This is a genomic window from Methylobacterium oryzihabitans (genome assembly GCF_004004555.2).
GTDB lineage: Bacteria > Pseudomonadota > Alphaproteobacteria > Rhizobiales > Beijerinckiaceae > Methylobacterium > Methylobacterium oryzihabitans.
In genome coordinates, this window is record NZ_SACP01000018.1 from 21922 (window position 1) to 37436 (window position 15515).

At 74.6% G+C, this 15515-nt stretch carries 14 protein-coding genes; 13 read left to right on the plus strand and 1 reads right to left on the minus strand.

Annotation, left to right across the window (positions count from 1 at the left end; translation table 11 throughout):
- Nucleotides 1–206: 206 nt before the first annotated feature.
- The 11 genes from asnB (at nt 207) to EOE48_RS18015 (ending at nt 11694) form a co-directional block, all read left to right on the plus strand.
- Nucleotides 207–2180 carry an asparagine synthase (glutamine-hydrolyzing) gene (gene asnB / locus EOE48_RS17965; protein WP_246154576.1) on the plus strand — a complete coding sequence of 658 codons (1974 nt, stop codon included), beginning with the start codon at nt 207–209 and terminating at the stop codon, nt 2178–2180.
- Nucleotides 2181–2237: 57 nt separating this feature from the next.
- Nucleotides 2238–2510, plus strand: a complete 273-nt coding sequence (locus EOE48_RS17970; protein ID WP_127731645.1) for an acyl carrier protein — start codon at nt 2238–2240, stop codon at nt 2508–2510.
- Between the two features lie 12 nt (nt 2511–2522).
- Nucleotides 2523–4064: a class I adenylate-forming enzyme family protein gene (locus tag EOE48_RS17975; RefSeq protein ID WP_127731647.1), complete on the plus strand. Its 1542-nt coding sequence runs from the start codon at nt 2523–2525 to the stop codon at nt 4062–4064.
- Nucleotides 4061–5056 (plus strand): NAD(+) synthase, encoded by a 996-nt coding sequence (gene nadE / locus EOE48_RS17980; protein WP_127731649.1) that lies wholly within the window; start codon nt 4061–4063, stop codon nt 5054–5056. The genes EOE48_RS17975 and nadE overlap by 4 nt, the downstream gene beginning before the upstream one ends.
- 355 nt (nt 5057–5411) lie before the next feature.
- Nucleotides 5412–6410 (plus strand): thioesterase domain-containing protein, encoded by a 999-nt coding sequence (locus EOE48_RS17985; protein WP_127731651.1) that lies wholly within the window; start codon nt 5412–5414, stop codon nt 6408–6410.
- Between the two features lie 178 nt (nt 6411–6588).
- Nucleotides 6589–7785 carry a hypothetical protein gene (locus EOE48_RS29250; RefSeq protein WP_187371456.1) on the plus strand — a complete coding sequence of 399 codons (1197 nt, stop codon included), beginning with the start codon at nt 6589–6591 and terminating at the stop codon, nt 7783–7785.
- Between the two features lie 66 nt (nt 7786–7851).
- Nucleotides 7852–8583 carry a N5-glutamine methyltransferase family protein gene (locus tag EOE48_RS17995; protein WP_246154577.1) on the plus strand — a complete coding sequence of 244 codons (732 nt, stop codon included), beginning with the start codon at nt 7852–7854 and terminating at the stop codon, nt 8581–8583.
- Between the two features lie 103 nt (nt 8584–8686).
- Nucleotides 8687–9751, plus strand: a complete 1065-nt coding sequence (locus EOE48_RS18000; RefSeq protein ID WP_246154578.1) for a TAXI family TRAP transporter solute-binding subunit — start codon at nt 8687–8689, stop codon at nt 9749–9751.
- Between the two features lie 24 nt (nt 9752–9775).
- Nucleotides 9776–10282, plus strand: a complete 507-nt coding sequence (locus EOE48_RS18005; protein ID WP_187371457.1) for a DsrE family protein — start codon at nt 9776–9778, stop codon at nt 10280–10282.
- On the plus strand, nt 10279–10566 hold the full coding sequence (locus tag EOE48_RS18010; protein ID WP_127731657.1) for a hypothetical protein: 288 nt from the start codon (nt 10279–10281) through the stop codon (nt 10564–10566). Before EOE48_RS18005 ends, EOE48_RS18010 begins: the two co-directional genes overlap by 4 nt.
- Nucleotides 10567–10575: 9 nt before the next feature.
- Entirely contained in the window at nt 10576–11694 is a 1119-nt protein-coding gene (locus EOE48_RS18015) for a class I SAM-dependent methyltransferase (RefSeq protein WP_127731659.1), read from the plus strand.
- Nucleotides 11695–11861: 167 nt separating this feature from the next.
- On the opposite strand, the gene EOE48_RS18020 is transcribed toward EOE48_RS18015, so the two are convergent.
- The gene (locus EOE48_RS18020) at nt 11862–13097 is read right to left on the minus strand and encodes a deoxyguanosinetriphosphate triphosphohydrolase (protein ID WP_127731661.1); all 1236 of its coding nucleotides are present in this window, start codon (nt 13095–13097) and stop codon (nt 11862–11864) included.
- Nucleotides 13098–13201: 104 nt separating this feature from the next.
- Here EOE48_RS18020 and erpA point away from each other — a divergent pair, with 104 nt between their 5' ends.
- Together erpA and EOE48_RS18030 are read left to right on the plus strand one after the other, a co-directional pair.
- Complete coding sequence (erpA, locus tag EOE48_RS18025; RefSeq protein WP_127731663.1) at nt 13202–13528, plus strand: iron-sulfur cluster insertion protein ErpA; 327 nt, start codon at nt 13202–13204, stop codon at nt 13526–13528.
- Between the two features lie 45 nt (nt 13529–13573).
- Entirely contained in the window at nt 13574–15394 is a 1821-nt protein-coding gene (locus tag EOE48_RS18030) for a hypothetical protein (protein ID WP_127731665.1), read from the plus strand.
- Nucleotides 15395–15515 lie beyond the last annotated feature (121 nt).

A 15515-nucleotide genomic window follows, 5' to 3' on the forward strand; every position in this document is an offset into this window, starting at 1 on the left:
AGAGACCCCGCGCCATCATCGTCACCGGACGGTTCCCCGGACAGTCCTGCCGCTGCGGGGAAGGGTCGGCCGGTCGGGCGAAGTTCCCGCCCCGAACCCCGTCCGGGCTACCCCCTCAGTGCGAATTGAACGCCGCCCGGCCGGGCCGCCACTGTTCGGCCAAGGGAATCGGGGCCGGCAGCGGCCCGCGGACAGGGGGACGGTCGGTGTGCGGACTGGTCGGCTATCTCGGAGACATCTCGCCGGACGCCGGCGCCTCGCTGCTCGGCGCCATGGCCGGCGCGCTCGCCCATCGCGGGCCCGACGATGACGGCCTCGTCGCGCTCGCCGGCGCCGGGCTCGGGCATACCCGCCTCGCCATCGTCGACCTGGAGGGCGGACGCCAGCCGATGGCGACCCGCGACGGCGGCACCTGGATCAGCTTCAACGGCGAGGTCTTCAACCACGTCGAGCTGCGCGCGGCGATGCGCGCCCGCGGCCGGCGCTTCGCCACCACCTCGGACACCGAGGTCATCCTCCAGCTCTACGAGGAGCAGGGGCCGGACTGCGTCGCGGCGCTGAACGGCGACTTCGCCTTCGCGATCTGGGACGCGCGCCGGCGCCGGCTGGTGCTGGCCCGCGACCGGGCCGGGGTTCGGCCGCTGTTCTACACCCGCTGCCGCGGCCCGGGGGCGTTCTCCGGCGCGCTGGTCTTCGCCTCCGAGATCAAGGCGCTGCTGCGGGCGCCGGACGTGACCGCCGAGATCGACCCGGTGGCGCTCGACCAGCTCTTCACACTGTGGGCGCCGCTGCCGCCGCGCACCGCCTTCCGCGACATCCGCGAACTCCCGCCGGCCCACCTCATGGTGATCGAGGACGGCCGCGAGACCCTGCGCCCGTACTGGCGGCTCGGCTTCCCCGACCGCGACGCGCCGCCCCCCGCCCGCCGCGACGACGACCGGCGCGAGGAGACCCTGGCGCTCCTCGACGACGCCACCGCCCTGCGGATGCGGGCCGACGTGCCGGTCGGCGCCTACCTGTCGGGAGGGCTCGATTCCTCCCTGGTGGCGGCGCTGGCGGCCCGGCACGCCCCGGGGGGCCTGCGCACCTTCTCGGTGACCTTCGACACCCCCGAGCACGACGAGCGGGTCCACCAGGCCGCCATGGTGGCGCATCTCGGCACCCGCCACGCGGCGGTCGGCTGCGGGACCGGATCGATCGCCGAGATCTTCCCGGAGGTGGTGCGCCACGCCGAGCGGCCGATGCTGCGCACCGCCCCGGCCCCGCTCTACCTGCTGGCGCGGCGGGTGCGGGACTCCGGCCTGAAGGTCGTGCTCACCGGCGAGGGCGCCGACGAGGTCTTCGCCGGCTACGACATCTTCAAGGAGGCGCGGCTGCGCCGGTTCTGCGCCCGCCAGCCGGGCTCGCGGATGCGGCCGCACCTGCTGCGCCGGCTCTATCCCTACCTGCCGGGCCTGCAGGAGCAGACGCCCGACGCGCTGCTCGCCTTCTTCGGCGCCGGCCGCGACGCGCCGGACGATCCGCTCTACTCGCACCGCCCGCGCTTCCGCGGCACGGCGGCGACGAAGATGTTCTTCTCCGGCGACCTGCGGGCGCGGCTCGCCGGCTACGACGCCACCGAGGAACTGGCCGCTTCCCTGCCGGCGGAGTTCCGCCGCTGGCACCCGCTGCACCAGGCCCAGTACCTCGAATTCACCCTGCTGCTGCCCGGCTACATCCTGTCGAGCCAGGGCGACCGGATGGCGATGGCCCACGGCATCGAGGGGCGGTTCCCGTTCCTCGACCACCGGGTGATCGATTTCGCCGCGGCCCTGCCTCCCGGCGCGAAGCTGAAGGGGCTGACCGAGAAGCACATCCTGCGGCAGGCGAGCCGGGATCTCGTCCCGGAGTCGATCCTGGCGCGGCCCAAGCAGCCCTACCGGGCGCCCGACAGCGCCTCGTTCGCCGGCCCGGCGGCGCCCGGCTACCTCGCCGCGGCGCTCGCGCCGGAGGCCCTGCGCGAGGCGGGGCTGTTCAACCCGGCGGCGGTGGGGCGGCTTGCCGAGAAGTGCCGCGAGGCCGGCACGCCGGGCTTCCGGGACAACGCCGCCTTCGTCGGGATCCTCTCGACCCAGCTCTGGCACCGGACCTTCGCGGCGGGGCGCCCGCCGCAGGCCGCCCCCCTCACCGCGGCGGTCTGAGCCGCCGTCCGGTTTCCACGCTCCGCGACATCCGCCTTCCCAGGGAGACCCCACGCCATGCCCACGAGCCTCGCCGCCCGGATCCGCGCCTTCGTGATCGAGACCTTCCTGTTCGGCGACGCGACGACGCGGCTGCCCGAGGACGGCTCGTTCATCGAGCACGGGGTGATCGACTCCACCGGCATCCTCGAACTGGTCGCCTACGTCGAGGACACGTTCGGGATCACGGTCGCCGACGACGAGATCCTGCCGTCGAACTTCGACTCGATCGCGAAGGTCGAGGCGTTCGTGACCCGCAAGAAAGCCGCTTCTGCGGCGCAGGCCGCCTGAGCGGAGGCCGGCATGCGCATCGAATCGTACCTGCGCGACAGCGCCCGGCGGCACGGGCCCAAGGAGGCCCTCGTCACCTCCGAGCGCCGGCTGACCTACGCCGAACTCGACGCCCTCTCCGACCGCCTCGCCGGCGCGCTCCAGGCCGGCGGCGTCCGGCGCGGCGACCGGGTGGTGATCCAGATGGGCAACACCTGGCAGGCCGTCGCGTCGCTGTTCGCCGTCCTCAAGGCCGGGGCGGTGTTCAGCGTCCTCAACCCCTCGGTGAAGGCCGACAAGCTCGCCTATATCCTGCGCCACTGCGAGGCGCGGGCGGTCGTCACGCAGGGGGCGCTCGCCCTGGTGGCGGCCGAGGCGGTGGCGCTCGCCCCGAGCGTGCGCCTCGCCATCGTGGCCGAGGCGCCGCCGGCGACGATCCCGGGGGCGGTGGCCTTCGCCGCCTGCCTCGACGGGCCGGTCCCGGCGCCGCACGGCGGCATCGACATGGATCTGGCGATGCTCGTCTACACCTCGGGCTCCACCGGGCAGCCCAAGGGCGTGATGATGTCCCACCGCAACGTCGACGCGGCAGCGACCTCGATCACCACCTATCTCGACAGCCGCGCCGACGACGTGATCCTCAACGTGCTGCCGATTGCCTTCGATTACGGGCTGTATCAGGTGCTGATGGCCGCGCGCGTCGGCGCCCGGCTGGTGCTCGCCACCTCGTTCGCCTACCCGCAGGCGGTGTTCGCGACGATGCGCGAGGAGCGCGTCACCGTGCTGCCGCTGGTCCCGACCATGGCGGCGATGATCCTGCGGATGACCTCGCTGGCGCCCGATTCCCTGCCGGACCTGCGCACCCTCACCAACACCGCCGCGGCGCTGCCGCTGTCGCACATCGCCCGCCTGCGGGCGCTGTTCCCGCGGGCGGCGTTCTACTCGATGTACGGGCTGACCGAGTGCAAGCGCTGCACCTGGCTGCCGCCGGACCGGATCGACAGCCACGGCGGCTCCGTCGGGATCGCGATCCCCAACACCGAGGCGTTCGTGGTCGACGAGACCGGGCAGCCGCAGCCGCCGCACGTCGTCGGCGAGCTGGTGATCCGCGGCCCCCACGTCATGCAGGGCTACTGGAACGACGAGGCGGCGACCCGCAGGGCCCTGCGGCCGGGCCCGAACCCGTGGGAGCGGGTGCTCTACACCGGCGACCTGTTCTACACCGACGGCGACGGCTTCCTGTACTTCGTCGGCCGGCAGGACGACATCATCAAGTCGCGCGGCGAGAAGGTCGCGCCGAAGGAGGTCGAGGCGGTGCTCCATCGCCTGCCCGGCATCGAGGAGGCGGTGGTGTTCGGCGCGCCCGATCCGGTGCTGGGCCAGTCGGTCCGCGCCCTCGTGGTCGCCTCCGACCCGGCCCTGACCCAGGCGGCGGTGATCCGCCACTGCCAGCGCCACCTCGAGGATTTCATGGTGCCGCAGGGCATCGAGTTCCGCACCGAGCTGCCCAAGACCGACACCGGCAAGGTCAGCCGGCGGCTTGCGGCGGCGACCGTCCTGGAGGCCGGAGAATGACCCAGCTCGCCGTTCTGCCGACCCGCCCGGCCTTCTCGGCCGCGGCCATCGAGCTCGACCCGGCCGCCGAGACCGACCGCATCGTCGCGGCCCTGCGCCGGCAGGTGCGCGAGACCCTGCGCAAGCGCGGCGTCGTGGTCGGGGTCTCCGGCGGGGTCGATTCGAGCCTCTGCCTCGCGCTCGCCGTGGCGGCGTTCGGGCGCGAGCACGTGCTCGCCGTGATGATGCCCGAGCACGATTCCGAGCCCGACAGCCTGCGCCTCGGCCGCGAGGTGGCGGAGGGCTTCGGCACCCAGGCGGCGCTGGAGGAGATCGGCCGCACCCTCGAGGCGATGGGCTGCTACGCCCGCCGCGACGCCGCGATCCGCACCGTCGAGCCGGCCTACGGGCCGGGCTGGGGCGCCAAGGTGGTGATCGCCAACCCGCTGGCGGGCGCCGAGTACGGCTTCTCGTCGCTCGTGGTGCAGTCGCCGGACGGCGAGATCCGCAAGGTGCGGCTGCGCGCCGCCACCTATCAGGCGCTGATCGCCGCGACCAACATGAAGCAGCGCACCCGCAAGCAGATGGAATACTACCACGCCGACCGCCTGAACTACGCGGTGGTGGGAACGCCCAACCGGCTCGAATACGACCAGGGCTTCTTCGTCAAGAACGGCGACGGCGCGGCCGACGTCAAGCCGATCGCGCATCTCTACAAGTCGCAGGTCTACCAGCTCGCCGAGTTCCTCGACGTCCCGGAGACGATCCGCCGCCGGCCGCCGACGACCGACACCTGGTCGCTGCCGCAGAGCCAGGAGGAATTCTACTTCTCGCTGCCGTGGCGGGCGATGGACCTGTGCCTCGCCGGGCTCGCCCTCGGGGCGCCGCCGGACGAGGTGGCGGACGCCGCCGGCCTCGACGCGGAGGGGGTGGAGCGGGTCTGGCGCGACATCGCCGCCAAGCGCGCCGCCACCGCCGCCCTGCACCTGCCGCCGCTGCTGGTGGAGGATTGAGGGGGCAACCTGATCCCCCCCTCTGCGCAGGACTGTCCGGGGAAATTTCCTTGTAAAATCAGGCGCGGGATCCCCTCTCCCGAGTGGGAGAGGGGTAGGGGTGAGGGTGGAGACGGATCAGGATAGAATACCCAAAGATGAGCTGCGCAGCTCAACCGTTCAGGATCATTGCGGAAGCCGAGCCACCCTCACCCCCAGCCCCTCTCCCACTCGGGAGAGGGGAGGCGCGACCCAATTTTCCCCGGACAGCCTTGCTCTCTGCGGGGGAGGGTTCGCGCGGAACCTCGTTACCGCAGCATCACCCGCCTCACCCGCCCCACTCCCCAAACCGCCCCGACCCAGGAGGACGACCACCGTGGCCCAGGACATCGAGAAGGAGCGCCTCCGCGGCCGGCGGCTGGAGAAGCTGCGGTTCTGGCGCTCGGCCTGTGCCAGCGAAAGCCCGGTGGTGACGCTCCACAACGGGGCGCCGGGCGCGGCGCCGCTGATCTTCTTCCACGGCGACTGGGACAATGGCGGCCTCTACATGGCGAAGCTGACCGCGGAACTCGGGCTGCCGGTGGTCGGGCTGGCGCCCCATCTCGACCCGGTCCCGGCGACCGTCGAGGCGATGGCGGCGGACCGGCTCGCCCCCCTCCTCGCGGCGCAGCCGGAGGGGCCGTACCGGATCGGCGGGTTCTGCAACGGCGCGACCGTCGCCTACGAGGCGGCGCGCCAGCTCCTCGCCGCCGGCCGGACGGTGGAGGCGGTGCTGCTGGTCGCCCCGCCCTCGCTCAATGCCGGGCGCGTCTTCCGCACCCTCGTCGCCGTCCTCGGGCGGCTGCTGCGCGGAACCGGCCCCGGCGCCACGCCCGCGGGGCGGCGGCGCCTCGGCCGGGCGATGACCCGGCTGACGGCCCTGCGGCGGGTCCTCGGCTACTCGCTCGCCGACCTGCGAACCGTCGTCGACCGCAAGCGCCGGCTGCAGCGGGCGACCCGCGACCGCATCGGCGGCGGCGATTCCGAGCGCGCCCTCACCGAGACCTACGCGCGCCTGAAGACCGCCTACGAGCACGCGGTCTACGCCTACGCGCCGCCGCCGCTGCCGGTGCGGGTCGTGGTGTTCGGCACCGGGCGCGACGGCGCCGGACGGCGCCTCGCCGGCTACGACGTCGCCTATGACGGCCGGTACTGGTCCGACCTCGGGCCCGGGGTCGAGTGCGTCGCGGTGCCGGGCGACCACTATACCTGCATCGCCGAGCACGCCCCGGCGCTGGCCCGGGCGATCACCACCGCCCTCGACCGCCGCCCCGACCCCGCGCCGGCTCCGGCCCCGCTCCGCCCGGTCCTCGCCGGGGCGGAGACCTGCCCCTGACCGGGCCTCCGGCGGGGCCGCACGGCCCCGACCGCCTGTTCGCCCGTGCCTCGATCCGCCCGCCGGACGCGGTCCCCCGGACCGGCGCGCGCCATGGGGGCCGGGACAACCGGGAGATGCTGCCGATGACCGATGCCAGTTCCGCCGCGCCGCCTCCGGAAGACCGGGCGGCCGCCGCATGATCGAGGTCTCCGGCGTCCTCGAATGGGAGCAGGTCGCCCCGGCCCTGCTGCTGCGCCTGTCGTCCTGGGCCACGCCGGCCGGCCGCGCCGCCGGCAACGGGTCGTTCGCCGCCGGGGCGGCCGTGACGGTCGTGCCGTCTGCCGCCACCCCCGCGGAGTGGGACCGCTTCGCGCAGGACTGCGACGCCTCGTTCTGGGGCGCCTCGGGCGGGATGCGGATGTGGCAGCTCAAGCTGCACGGGCTGTTCCGCCTGCGGCGCCTCGACGTGGTGCTGGCGCGCGGGGGCGAGCGGCGCAAGATCGGGCAATGCGCGGTCGGCGTCGGGCTGCGGCTGCGGGTTTTTTCGGACGGGCTTCAGTTGCGCCCCGGCGACGCCGCCCTGTGGCCGGCGGCGATGCGGGCGGTGATCGACGCGCTCGGGCCCGGTCGCTACGTCTACGGCTCGTTCTGGAGCCTGGAGGCGCCGCGCGAGCGCGCCCTGGCGGCCCTGCCCGGCGTGACCCTGGTGGCCGCGCGCCCGCTCGCCGTCGAGGCGGTGGAGTTCGGGCGCTTCGCGACCTGGGACGAGTGTCTCCGGGCGGTCAGCCGCAACGTGGTGCGCAACGCCCGCAAGGCCCGGGCCGCCGAGCCGCCGCCCGTGCTGCACCAGCGGGCCGGGCTGCGGGCGCTGGGGCTGCTGCCGGCGCTGCTGCGGCTGCGCGGGTCGATGTACGGCCGCAAGGCGGTCCCGTTCAGCCGGGCGCGGGCGGCGGCGACCTATCTCCTGCGCTGTGGGCTGCTCGGCCGGCGCGCCGGCGCGGCGCTCCTGTGCGCCGACGGCGCGCCGCTCGCCGCCGCCGGGACGGTCGGGTTCGGCCGCAACCTGTTCTACCTCGACGGCGGCTCCAGCGAGGTCCGGCCCGGCGCCGGCTGGTACCTGCTGCTGCACCTGATGCAGCAGTGGCAGGCAGCGCATCCCGGCGGCCGCTTCGTGATGGGCTACACCGACCTCGCCGCCGAGATGCCGCCGGACGGCTGGGTCAGCCCGGTCCGCTACCGCCAGGACTGCCGGGTGACGGCGACCCGCACCAGCATCGTGGCGTTCGACGTCGGCGGGCCGGCGCCGGGCGGCGCGATCCCCGCCCTGCTGCTCGACCGCACCCTGCCGTGCTGGACCGGCCCGCCGTCGGACGAGCCGGCGGGATCGCGATGAGGCCGCCACCGCCGCCCCATCCTCTCGCCCCGCCGCCACCCCACCCCCCGACGGAGGAACGCCATGATGCCGACATCAGCCCCGGTCACCGGGCCCGCCCTCGCCCGCCGGCTCTCCACCCGCTTCATGGGCGTCGAGGTCGAGGTGCCGCACGGCGTGCTCGTGCCGCGCGAGGAGACCGAGCTGCTCGGCTACGCCACCTTCGCGGTGCTGCGCGACCGGCCGCGGCCGGCGAGCGTCGTCGACCTGTGCTGCGGCGCCGGCAACCTCGCCTGCGCGATCGCGGTCGCGTTCCCGGAGGCGCGCGTCGTCGCCTGCGACCTCACCGACGAGGCGGTGGCGGCGGCGGCGGCGAACGTCGCGCGGCTCGGCCTGCACGAGCGGGTGGCGGTGCGCCAGGGCGACCTGTTCGCCCCCCTCGACGCCTCCCTCGCCGGGCAGGTGGACCTCGTGGTGTGCAACCCGCCCTACATCTCGACCGCCCGCCTCGCCGCCGAGAAGGCCCACCTGCTCGACACCGAGCCCAGGGAGGCGTTCGACGGCGGTCCCTACGGCCTGTCGCTGCACCAGCGCATCGTCGCCGAGGCACCGGCCTTCCTGAAGCCGGACGGCTGGCTCGCGATGGAATTCGGCGAGGGACAGTCGCGCCAGGTCGAGATCCTGTTCCGGCGCGCCCGGGCCTACGCGGCGCCGGAGTTCCTCCACGACGAGCGGGGGGTTCCCCGCGCCGTGAGGGCCCGCCGTCAGTCGCAGGTCGAGGTCGCGCCGGCGCGACGACGCGATGCCGAGCCGTCGTGACGGCCGGGGATACCCCCAAATGCCTACCTCGTCTTGCCCACGGCATCCCCGCACCGTCCGTGCCACCATCGGCACAAGGGCATCAGACCCAGGAGGAACGGGCATGCGGGGGCAAGGCCGGAAGACAGCGCGGATCGCGGCCGGGCTGGTCGCGGCGGGACTGGCGCTCATGGCCGGACCGGGCGCGGCGCTCGAACCGGAGGCGGCACCGCCATCCCCGCCGGCGCGCAAATCGCCCGCCCGCCCGCCCGAGCCGCTGCGCGAGGCGGTCAACGCCTGGACCCTCGGCCTCGCCGGGGGGCTGCTCGAAGGCGCGCCGCTGCGGCTGGCGGTCGACATCGCCCGGGTGGTCGATGCGGGAGAGGACCTGCACGTCCTGCCGATCGTCACCCGCGGCCCGGCCGAGAACCTCGAATCGCTGCTCTACCTCAAGGGCGTCGACCTCGCGATCGTGAACTCGGACTCGCTGGCGCGGTTCAGGCCGTTCGTGCCCAACCTGCGCCGGCGGATCGCCTACGTGCTCAACCTCGTGCCGTCGGAGCTGCACGTCTTCGTGCGGCCGGAGATCCGCTCGATGGGGGATCTCGCCGGCCGCAAGGTGAACTTCAACACGCCGGGCACCGCGGCGGCCTATTCCGGCCCGATCGTGTTCGAGCGCCTCGGCGTCGCGGTCGAGAAGACGTTCCTGCCCCATCCGAGCGCCGTCGAGGCGATGAAGCGCGGCGAGATCGCCGCGGTGGTGTTCGTCACCTCCAAGCCGGTCGACGCCTTCGCCCGCAGCGCCTGGGGGCCCGGCTACCACTTCCTGCCGGTCGCCTACGACAAGGCGTTCGAGACCGACTACCTGCCCTCGACGCTGACCAGCGCCGACTACCCGGCCCTGATCGCGCCGGGCGAGACGGTGCCGACGATCGCGGTCTCGACCTTCCTCGCCGCCTATGCGTGGCCGAAGGACGCCTCCCGGCACGCCCGGATGGCCCGGTTAGTCGACCGGCTGTTCGGCCGCATCGAGGCGCTCCAGGCACCGGGCTTCCACCCGAAATGGGCCGACGTCGACGTTGCCGCCGAGGTCGCCGGCCTCGACCGGCTGCCAGCCGCCCAGGCATGGCTCGACCGCAACCGGCCGCGCCCGGCCGCCGCCGGGCAGGCCGCGGCGGGAGCGCGGTGACGCTCGATGACAGGAGGATCGCGCATGTCCCGCACCGCCGCCGCCTTCGCCGCCCTCGCGCTGGCCGGAACCGGCCTCGCGGCCCTGGTGAGCCTGCCCGCCCCGCAGGCCGCGCCGCGGGCCGTCGCCGCCACGCCGCGGCCGGCGGAGAGCGCGCGCCCGGCGCCGCACCGGGTGGTGATCCAGATCACCCAGAACGATCCCGCCACGATGACGATGGCGCTCAACAACGTGGAGAACATGACCCGGCGCTACGAGTCCCTCGGCGAGGCGGTCGAGGTCGAGATCGTCGCCTACGGCGCCGGCCTGCACATGATGCGGGCCGACACCTCGCCGGTGCGCGAGCGGATCAGCGCGCTGGCGCGGCGCGGCGACCGGGTCGTGTTCACCGGCTGCGGCAACACCCGCGCGGCCCAGAGCCGCCAGGAGGGCCGCGACGTCGCCCTGGTGCCGGAGGCGCGGGTGGTCGAGGCCGGCATCACCCGGATCGTCGAGTTGCAGGAGCAGGGCTGGAGCTACGTCCGGCCGTGACCGCCCCCCGGATCGCCGCGGGGCCGGTCGGGCTCGCACTCGGGGTGCTGGTCTTCGCCTGGGTCGCGCCGGCCCGGGCCGAGGCGCCCTGCGGGGAACGGCTCGCCGCCTGCGCCGCCGGCTGCCGGGCCGGCACCTTCATCGGCGACCCGGCCCGCGGCGCCTGCCTCGCCGGCTGCGGCGAGGGCGAGCGGGCATGCCGGCGCGCCGCCGCCTGCGCTCCGGGCGGGGCCTGCCCGCCCGACCCGGCGCCCGCCCGGCGCGATTCCCGCCTGCAACCGTGAGGGACGGTCATGGACAAGGCTCCGGATACGATTTCCGACTGGCGCGACGAGGCCGGCTCCGCCCGGGAGGCCGACCCGCCGGACGCGGTGGCGCCCCTGCGCCGGCCGGAGCCCGGCGCCCCGGCCGCCTACGAGCCGCTGTTCGTCGAGCGGCCGTGCTGCCCGGTCTGCGCCTCGACCCGCACCGCGACCCTGTTCAGCGCGCCCTACGACGCGCCCGCGGTGCGCCGGCACGTCGAGAGCCACTACCGCCACCAGGGCCGTGTCGACCACGACCTCCTGCGCGGCGTCGACTACACGGTGCAGGACTGCGCCGATTGCGGCCTCATCTACCAGCGGATGGCGCCGGCCGGCGCGATGATGGCGGCGATCTACGACGGCTTCATCGATCCGGTGCGGCTCAGGCGGTACGAGGTCTCGCGCCTGACGGTCGAGAACTTCCGCGACGTGGCGCGCCGCCTCGCCGGCCTGCTCGCGGTGATCGGCCGGGAGCCGAAGGACGTGTCCCTGCTCGATTACGGCTTCGGCTACGGGCGCTGGGCCCGGGTCGCGGTCGGCATGGGCATGCGGGTCTACGCCACCGAGATCTCGCCGGAGAAGATCGCCTTCGCGCGCTCGATCGGGGTGACGATCCTGGCCGAGGAGGCGCTCGGCGACCACCGCTTCGACATCGTCCACACCGAGCAGGTGTTCGAGCACCTGCCGGACCCGGCCGGGACCTTCGACCGGCTCGCCGCCTGCGTCGCCCCGGGCGGCGCCCTCAAGATCGCGGTGCCGCGCCAGGGCCGGATCCGGTCGTTGCTGCGCCGCCACGGCCTCATCGACTGGTCGCCGTTCGAGTTCGGGTTCCGGCCGCGGCGCTACAGCGACTACAACTGCATCCTGCCGCTCGAGCACCTCAACGCCTTCGGCCGCCGCGCGGTCGAGGCCCTGGCGGCGCGGGCCGGCATGGTCGTGACGACCGGCGGGTTCGGCGGGCACCAGCTCGACCTCGACGTCGGCTCGCCGGCGGCGTTCGCCCGCTCCCTGCGCCTCCTCGGCGTGCGGGCGCTCAAGGACGCCTATGTCCGCCTCGGCCCGGGCCGGCACGACAGCGGCTACTACATCCTGCGCCGCCGCGCGGGCTGAGCCGGCCGCCGTGGGGCGGGCCGGCACGGTCCCGGTCGCGGGGTCCGGGGGTCCGGCACACCTCGCCGGCACCGGTCCGGCGCCGCAGCCTCCGGGCGATCCGGTCCGCTCGGGGCGGCATCGGACGCCTCGACGGACGGATCGTGGCGACGTGCCGTCCGGACGGATCAGGGGCGGGCCGCGCCCGGCCACATCACCCAGTGCAGGTCGGGCGTGGTCGGGAACAGGCGGCGGTGCTGGCTGACGGCGTAGTTGTCGGTCATGCCGGCGATGAAGTCGGCGACCCGGCGCGGCGTGCGCGGGTCGTCGGGGCCGGTCAGGCCCGCCGCCCACTCGTCGGGCATCAGGCCGGGGTCGCGCGACAGCAGCGCGAACAGGTCGCGCACGATCTCGGCGGCCTTGTCGCGCACCGCCTGCACCGCCGGGTGGCGGTACATCCGGGCGAACAGGAAGGTCTTGATGTCGCGGTCGGCCGCCGCGAGGGCCGGCGAGAACGCCGCCACCGGCGCCGGCGCGGCGCGGATCGCCGCCGCGTCGGCCGGAGCGAGGGCGCCCAGGCGCCGCTGCGACTCGGCGATCACGTCCTCGACGAAGCGGGTGATGACCCGCCGCGTCAGCTCGTGCACCACCCGCGAGCGGTCGAGGCCGGGATGGAGGCCGCGGATCTCGGCGAGCAGCCCGGCGAGGAACGGCACGCCCGCGAGGTCGTCGAGGTCGAACAGGTCGGCGCGCAACCCGTCGTCGAGGTCGTGGGCGTCGTAGGCGATGTCGTCGGCGAGCGCCGCGACCTGGGCCTCCGGCCCGGCATGGCTGGCGAGGTCGAGGGGGTTGAGGGCGTCGTAGTCGAGGATCGCGACCGGGATGCCGTCGGCGTAGTGCCGGGTCGGGAGGCCGGCGGGGTCGAGCAGCGGGCCGTTGTGCTTGACCAGTCCTTCGAGGGTCTCCCAGGTCAAGTTGAGCCCGTCGAAGGCGGCGTAGCGCCGCTCCAGCCGGGTGACGAGGCGCAGCGCCTGGGCGTTGTGGTCGAAGCCGCCATGGGCGGCCATGCAGGCGTGGAGCGCGTCCTCGCCGGTATGGCCGAACGGCGTGTGGCCGAGGTCGTGGGCGAGCGCCAGCGCCTCGGCGAGGTCCTCGTCGAGGCCGAGCGCCCGCGCCAGCGCCCGGGCGATCTGGCTCACCTCCAGGGTGTGGGTGAGCCGGGTGCGGTAATGGTCGCCCTCGTGGTGGACGAAGACCTGGGTCTTGTGCTTGAGCCGGCGGAAGGCGGCCGAGTGCACGATCCGGTCGCGGTCGCGCTGGAAGTCGTTGCGGGTCGGCGAGTCCGGTTCCGCGATCAGGCGGCCGCGGGTCTCCGCCGGATCGCTGGCATAGGGCGCCCGCCAGCGCTCACCGTTCCTGCGCACCGTGCCGCCTCCTCTCCGTCGCGCCGCAGCATTCAGTTGCGGCGCGCGCCGTCCGTTCCTATCTTCCCGCCGACGATTGGTCACGGAAGAAGCCAGAGCCGTCGATGGCCGAGATCACCCTCACGCCCCGCGCCGCCCGGCGCATCAACGAGATCATGGGCGGCGAGCCGCCCGGCGCGATGCTGCGCATCAGCGTGAATGGCGGCGGCTGCTCCGGGTTCCAGTACGCCTTCGACATCGAGCGCGAGCGCACCGGCGACGACCTGACGGTCGAGCGCGACGGCGCCACGGTCCTGGTCGACCCGGTGTCGGTCCAGTACATGGAGGGCGCGACGATCGACTTCGTCAACGACCTCATCGGCCAGTCGTTCAAGATCGAGAACCCGCAGGCCACCGCCTCCTGCGGCTGCGGCACATCGTTCTCCCTCTGACGACCGACGCGGCCCGATACCGCTCCAGCGCAGGATAGCCCCGACATGATCCGGTGGACGAAGACGGCCGCGGTGCCGACCGCGCTCGGTCTGGCGCTGTGCGCGGCCCTGACCGGAGGCGGCCCGGTGGCGGGCCGGCTGGTCGCCCCGGCCCACGCGCAGGAGGCCGGCACCGTCCTCGACGACGTGACCCTGTCGTTCGGCGGCCTCACCCTCAAGGCGCCGAAGGCCGAGGTGCAGGGCAGTCCGCTGTCGCAGGCCGACCTGCGCGCCCTCCTCGCCGGGGGCGGGCCGTGGCCGGACCGGCTGCGGCGCCTCGACGCCCGCGCGATCGCGATGCCGGTGCTGCGGGTCGAGCAGGCCACCGACCAGGGCGTGCAGGTCGTGGTCTACCGCGACGTGGTCGCCCGCGACGTCGTGCGGGGCCGCATCGGCCGGCTCGACTCCGCCGGCGCCGTGCTGAGCGTGGAGGGCCCGAATCCCCCGCCGGGGGCCGGCACCTACGGCAAGGTCTCGGCCGACGGCCTCGACCTCACCGCCCTCGCCCGCCTGATGACCGAGACCGGCGGCGCCGACGCTCCGGCCCTGCGCGTCTGCGACGCCTTCGAGACCCGGGACATCGTGCTCACCGGCCGCGAGGGCGTGTCGGCCCGGGTCGCCGCCATCGCCGGCCGCGACCTCGGCGGCCGCCCGACCGCGACGCCGTGGGGCGAGACGACCCGGCGCCTCGCCGAGGCCGGGCCGGCGGAGCGCGGCCGCCTGACCGGCCTCGCCGCCGACCTCCTCGGCGCCGTGGCGATCGGGCACCTCGAGATGCGCGGCCTGTCGCTGATCGACGCCGACAAGGACGGCACCACCCGGGTCGACCTCGCCCGCCTCGCCCTCGACGGCGGCACCAGCGCCCCGGTGGCGAACGCGGCGGATTTCCGCTTCGACGGCCCGGCCGGGCGGATCGGGCTCGCGAGCGCCAGCGTCAGCGAGATCTCGCTCGCCCCGGCGCTCGACGGGCTGCGGCGCCTGTCCTCGCCCACGCCCCCCGACGAGGCGGAGCTGCGCCGCTACGTCCCGCTCCTCGGGCACGTCGAGTTCGCCGGCCTCGACGTCGACCTGCCGGCGCAGGCGCAAGAACCCGGGCAGGCGACCAAACCCGGGCAGGCGACCAAACCCGGGCAGGCGACCAAGCCGGACGAGCGCCTGCGCTTCGGCCTGCGCAAGGCCGCCCTCGACACCCGGACCCCGCGCGACGGCATCCCGACCGCCGCCCGCCTCGTCCTCGACGGGCTCGCCTTCGCGGTGCCGCCCGGCTCCGCCGCCCCGGTCCTGTCGCAGCTCGCCGCCCTCGGCTACCCGTCGGTCGACCTGTCGGGCGTGCTCGATTCGAGCTGGGACGAGGCCGCCCGCGAGGTCGCGGTGAAGGACCTCACGGTCACCGGCAAGGACATGGGCACGGCGCGGGTCACCGCGACCCTCGGCGGCATCGGGCCGGAGGCGTTCAACCCCGACCCGACGGTCGCCTCCCTGGCGCTCCTCGGCGCCAGCGCCCGCAGCCTCGCCCTGACGATCGAGAACGGCGGCCTGTTCGAGCGGTTCGTGAACGGGCAGGCCAAGGCGCAGAGCCTGAAACCGGCGGAACTCCAGCAGGAATACGGCACCGCGGCGAGCCTCGGCATTCCGGCGGTGCTCGGCAACTCCGCCGCTGCCAAGGCGCTCGGGCAGGCGGTCGCCCGCTTCGTCACCCATCCCGGCCGCCTCACGGTCACCGCCACCGCCAAGGACCCGGCCGGCCTCGGCCTGCTCGACGTCAGCGCCGCCGGCAGCCCCGGCAAGGTGTTCGACCGCCTCAACGTCACCGCGACGGCGGAGTAGGCTTCCCTCAGCGGAGTTGCATCGGGCAACTCCGCCGAGATCCCTGTTCCTGCATCATTGTCGCCGCCGGAACGGCGACCGTTCCGGCGAATATCGCCGAGAGCCTGCTTGACTGGCGATC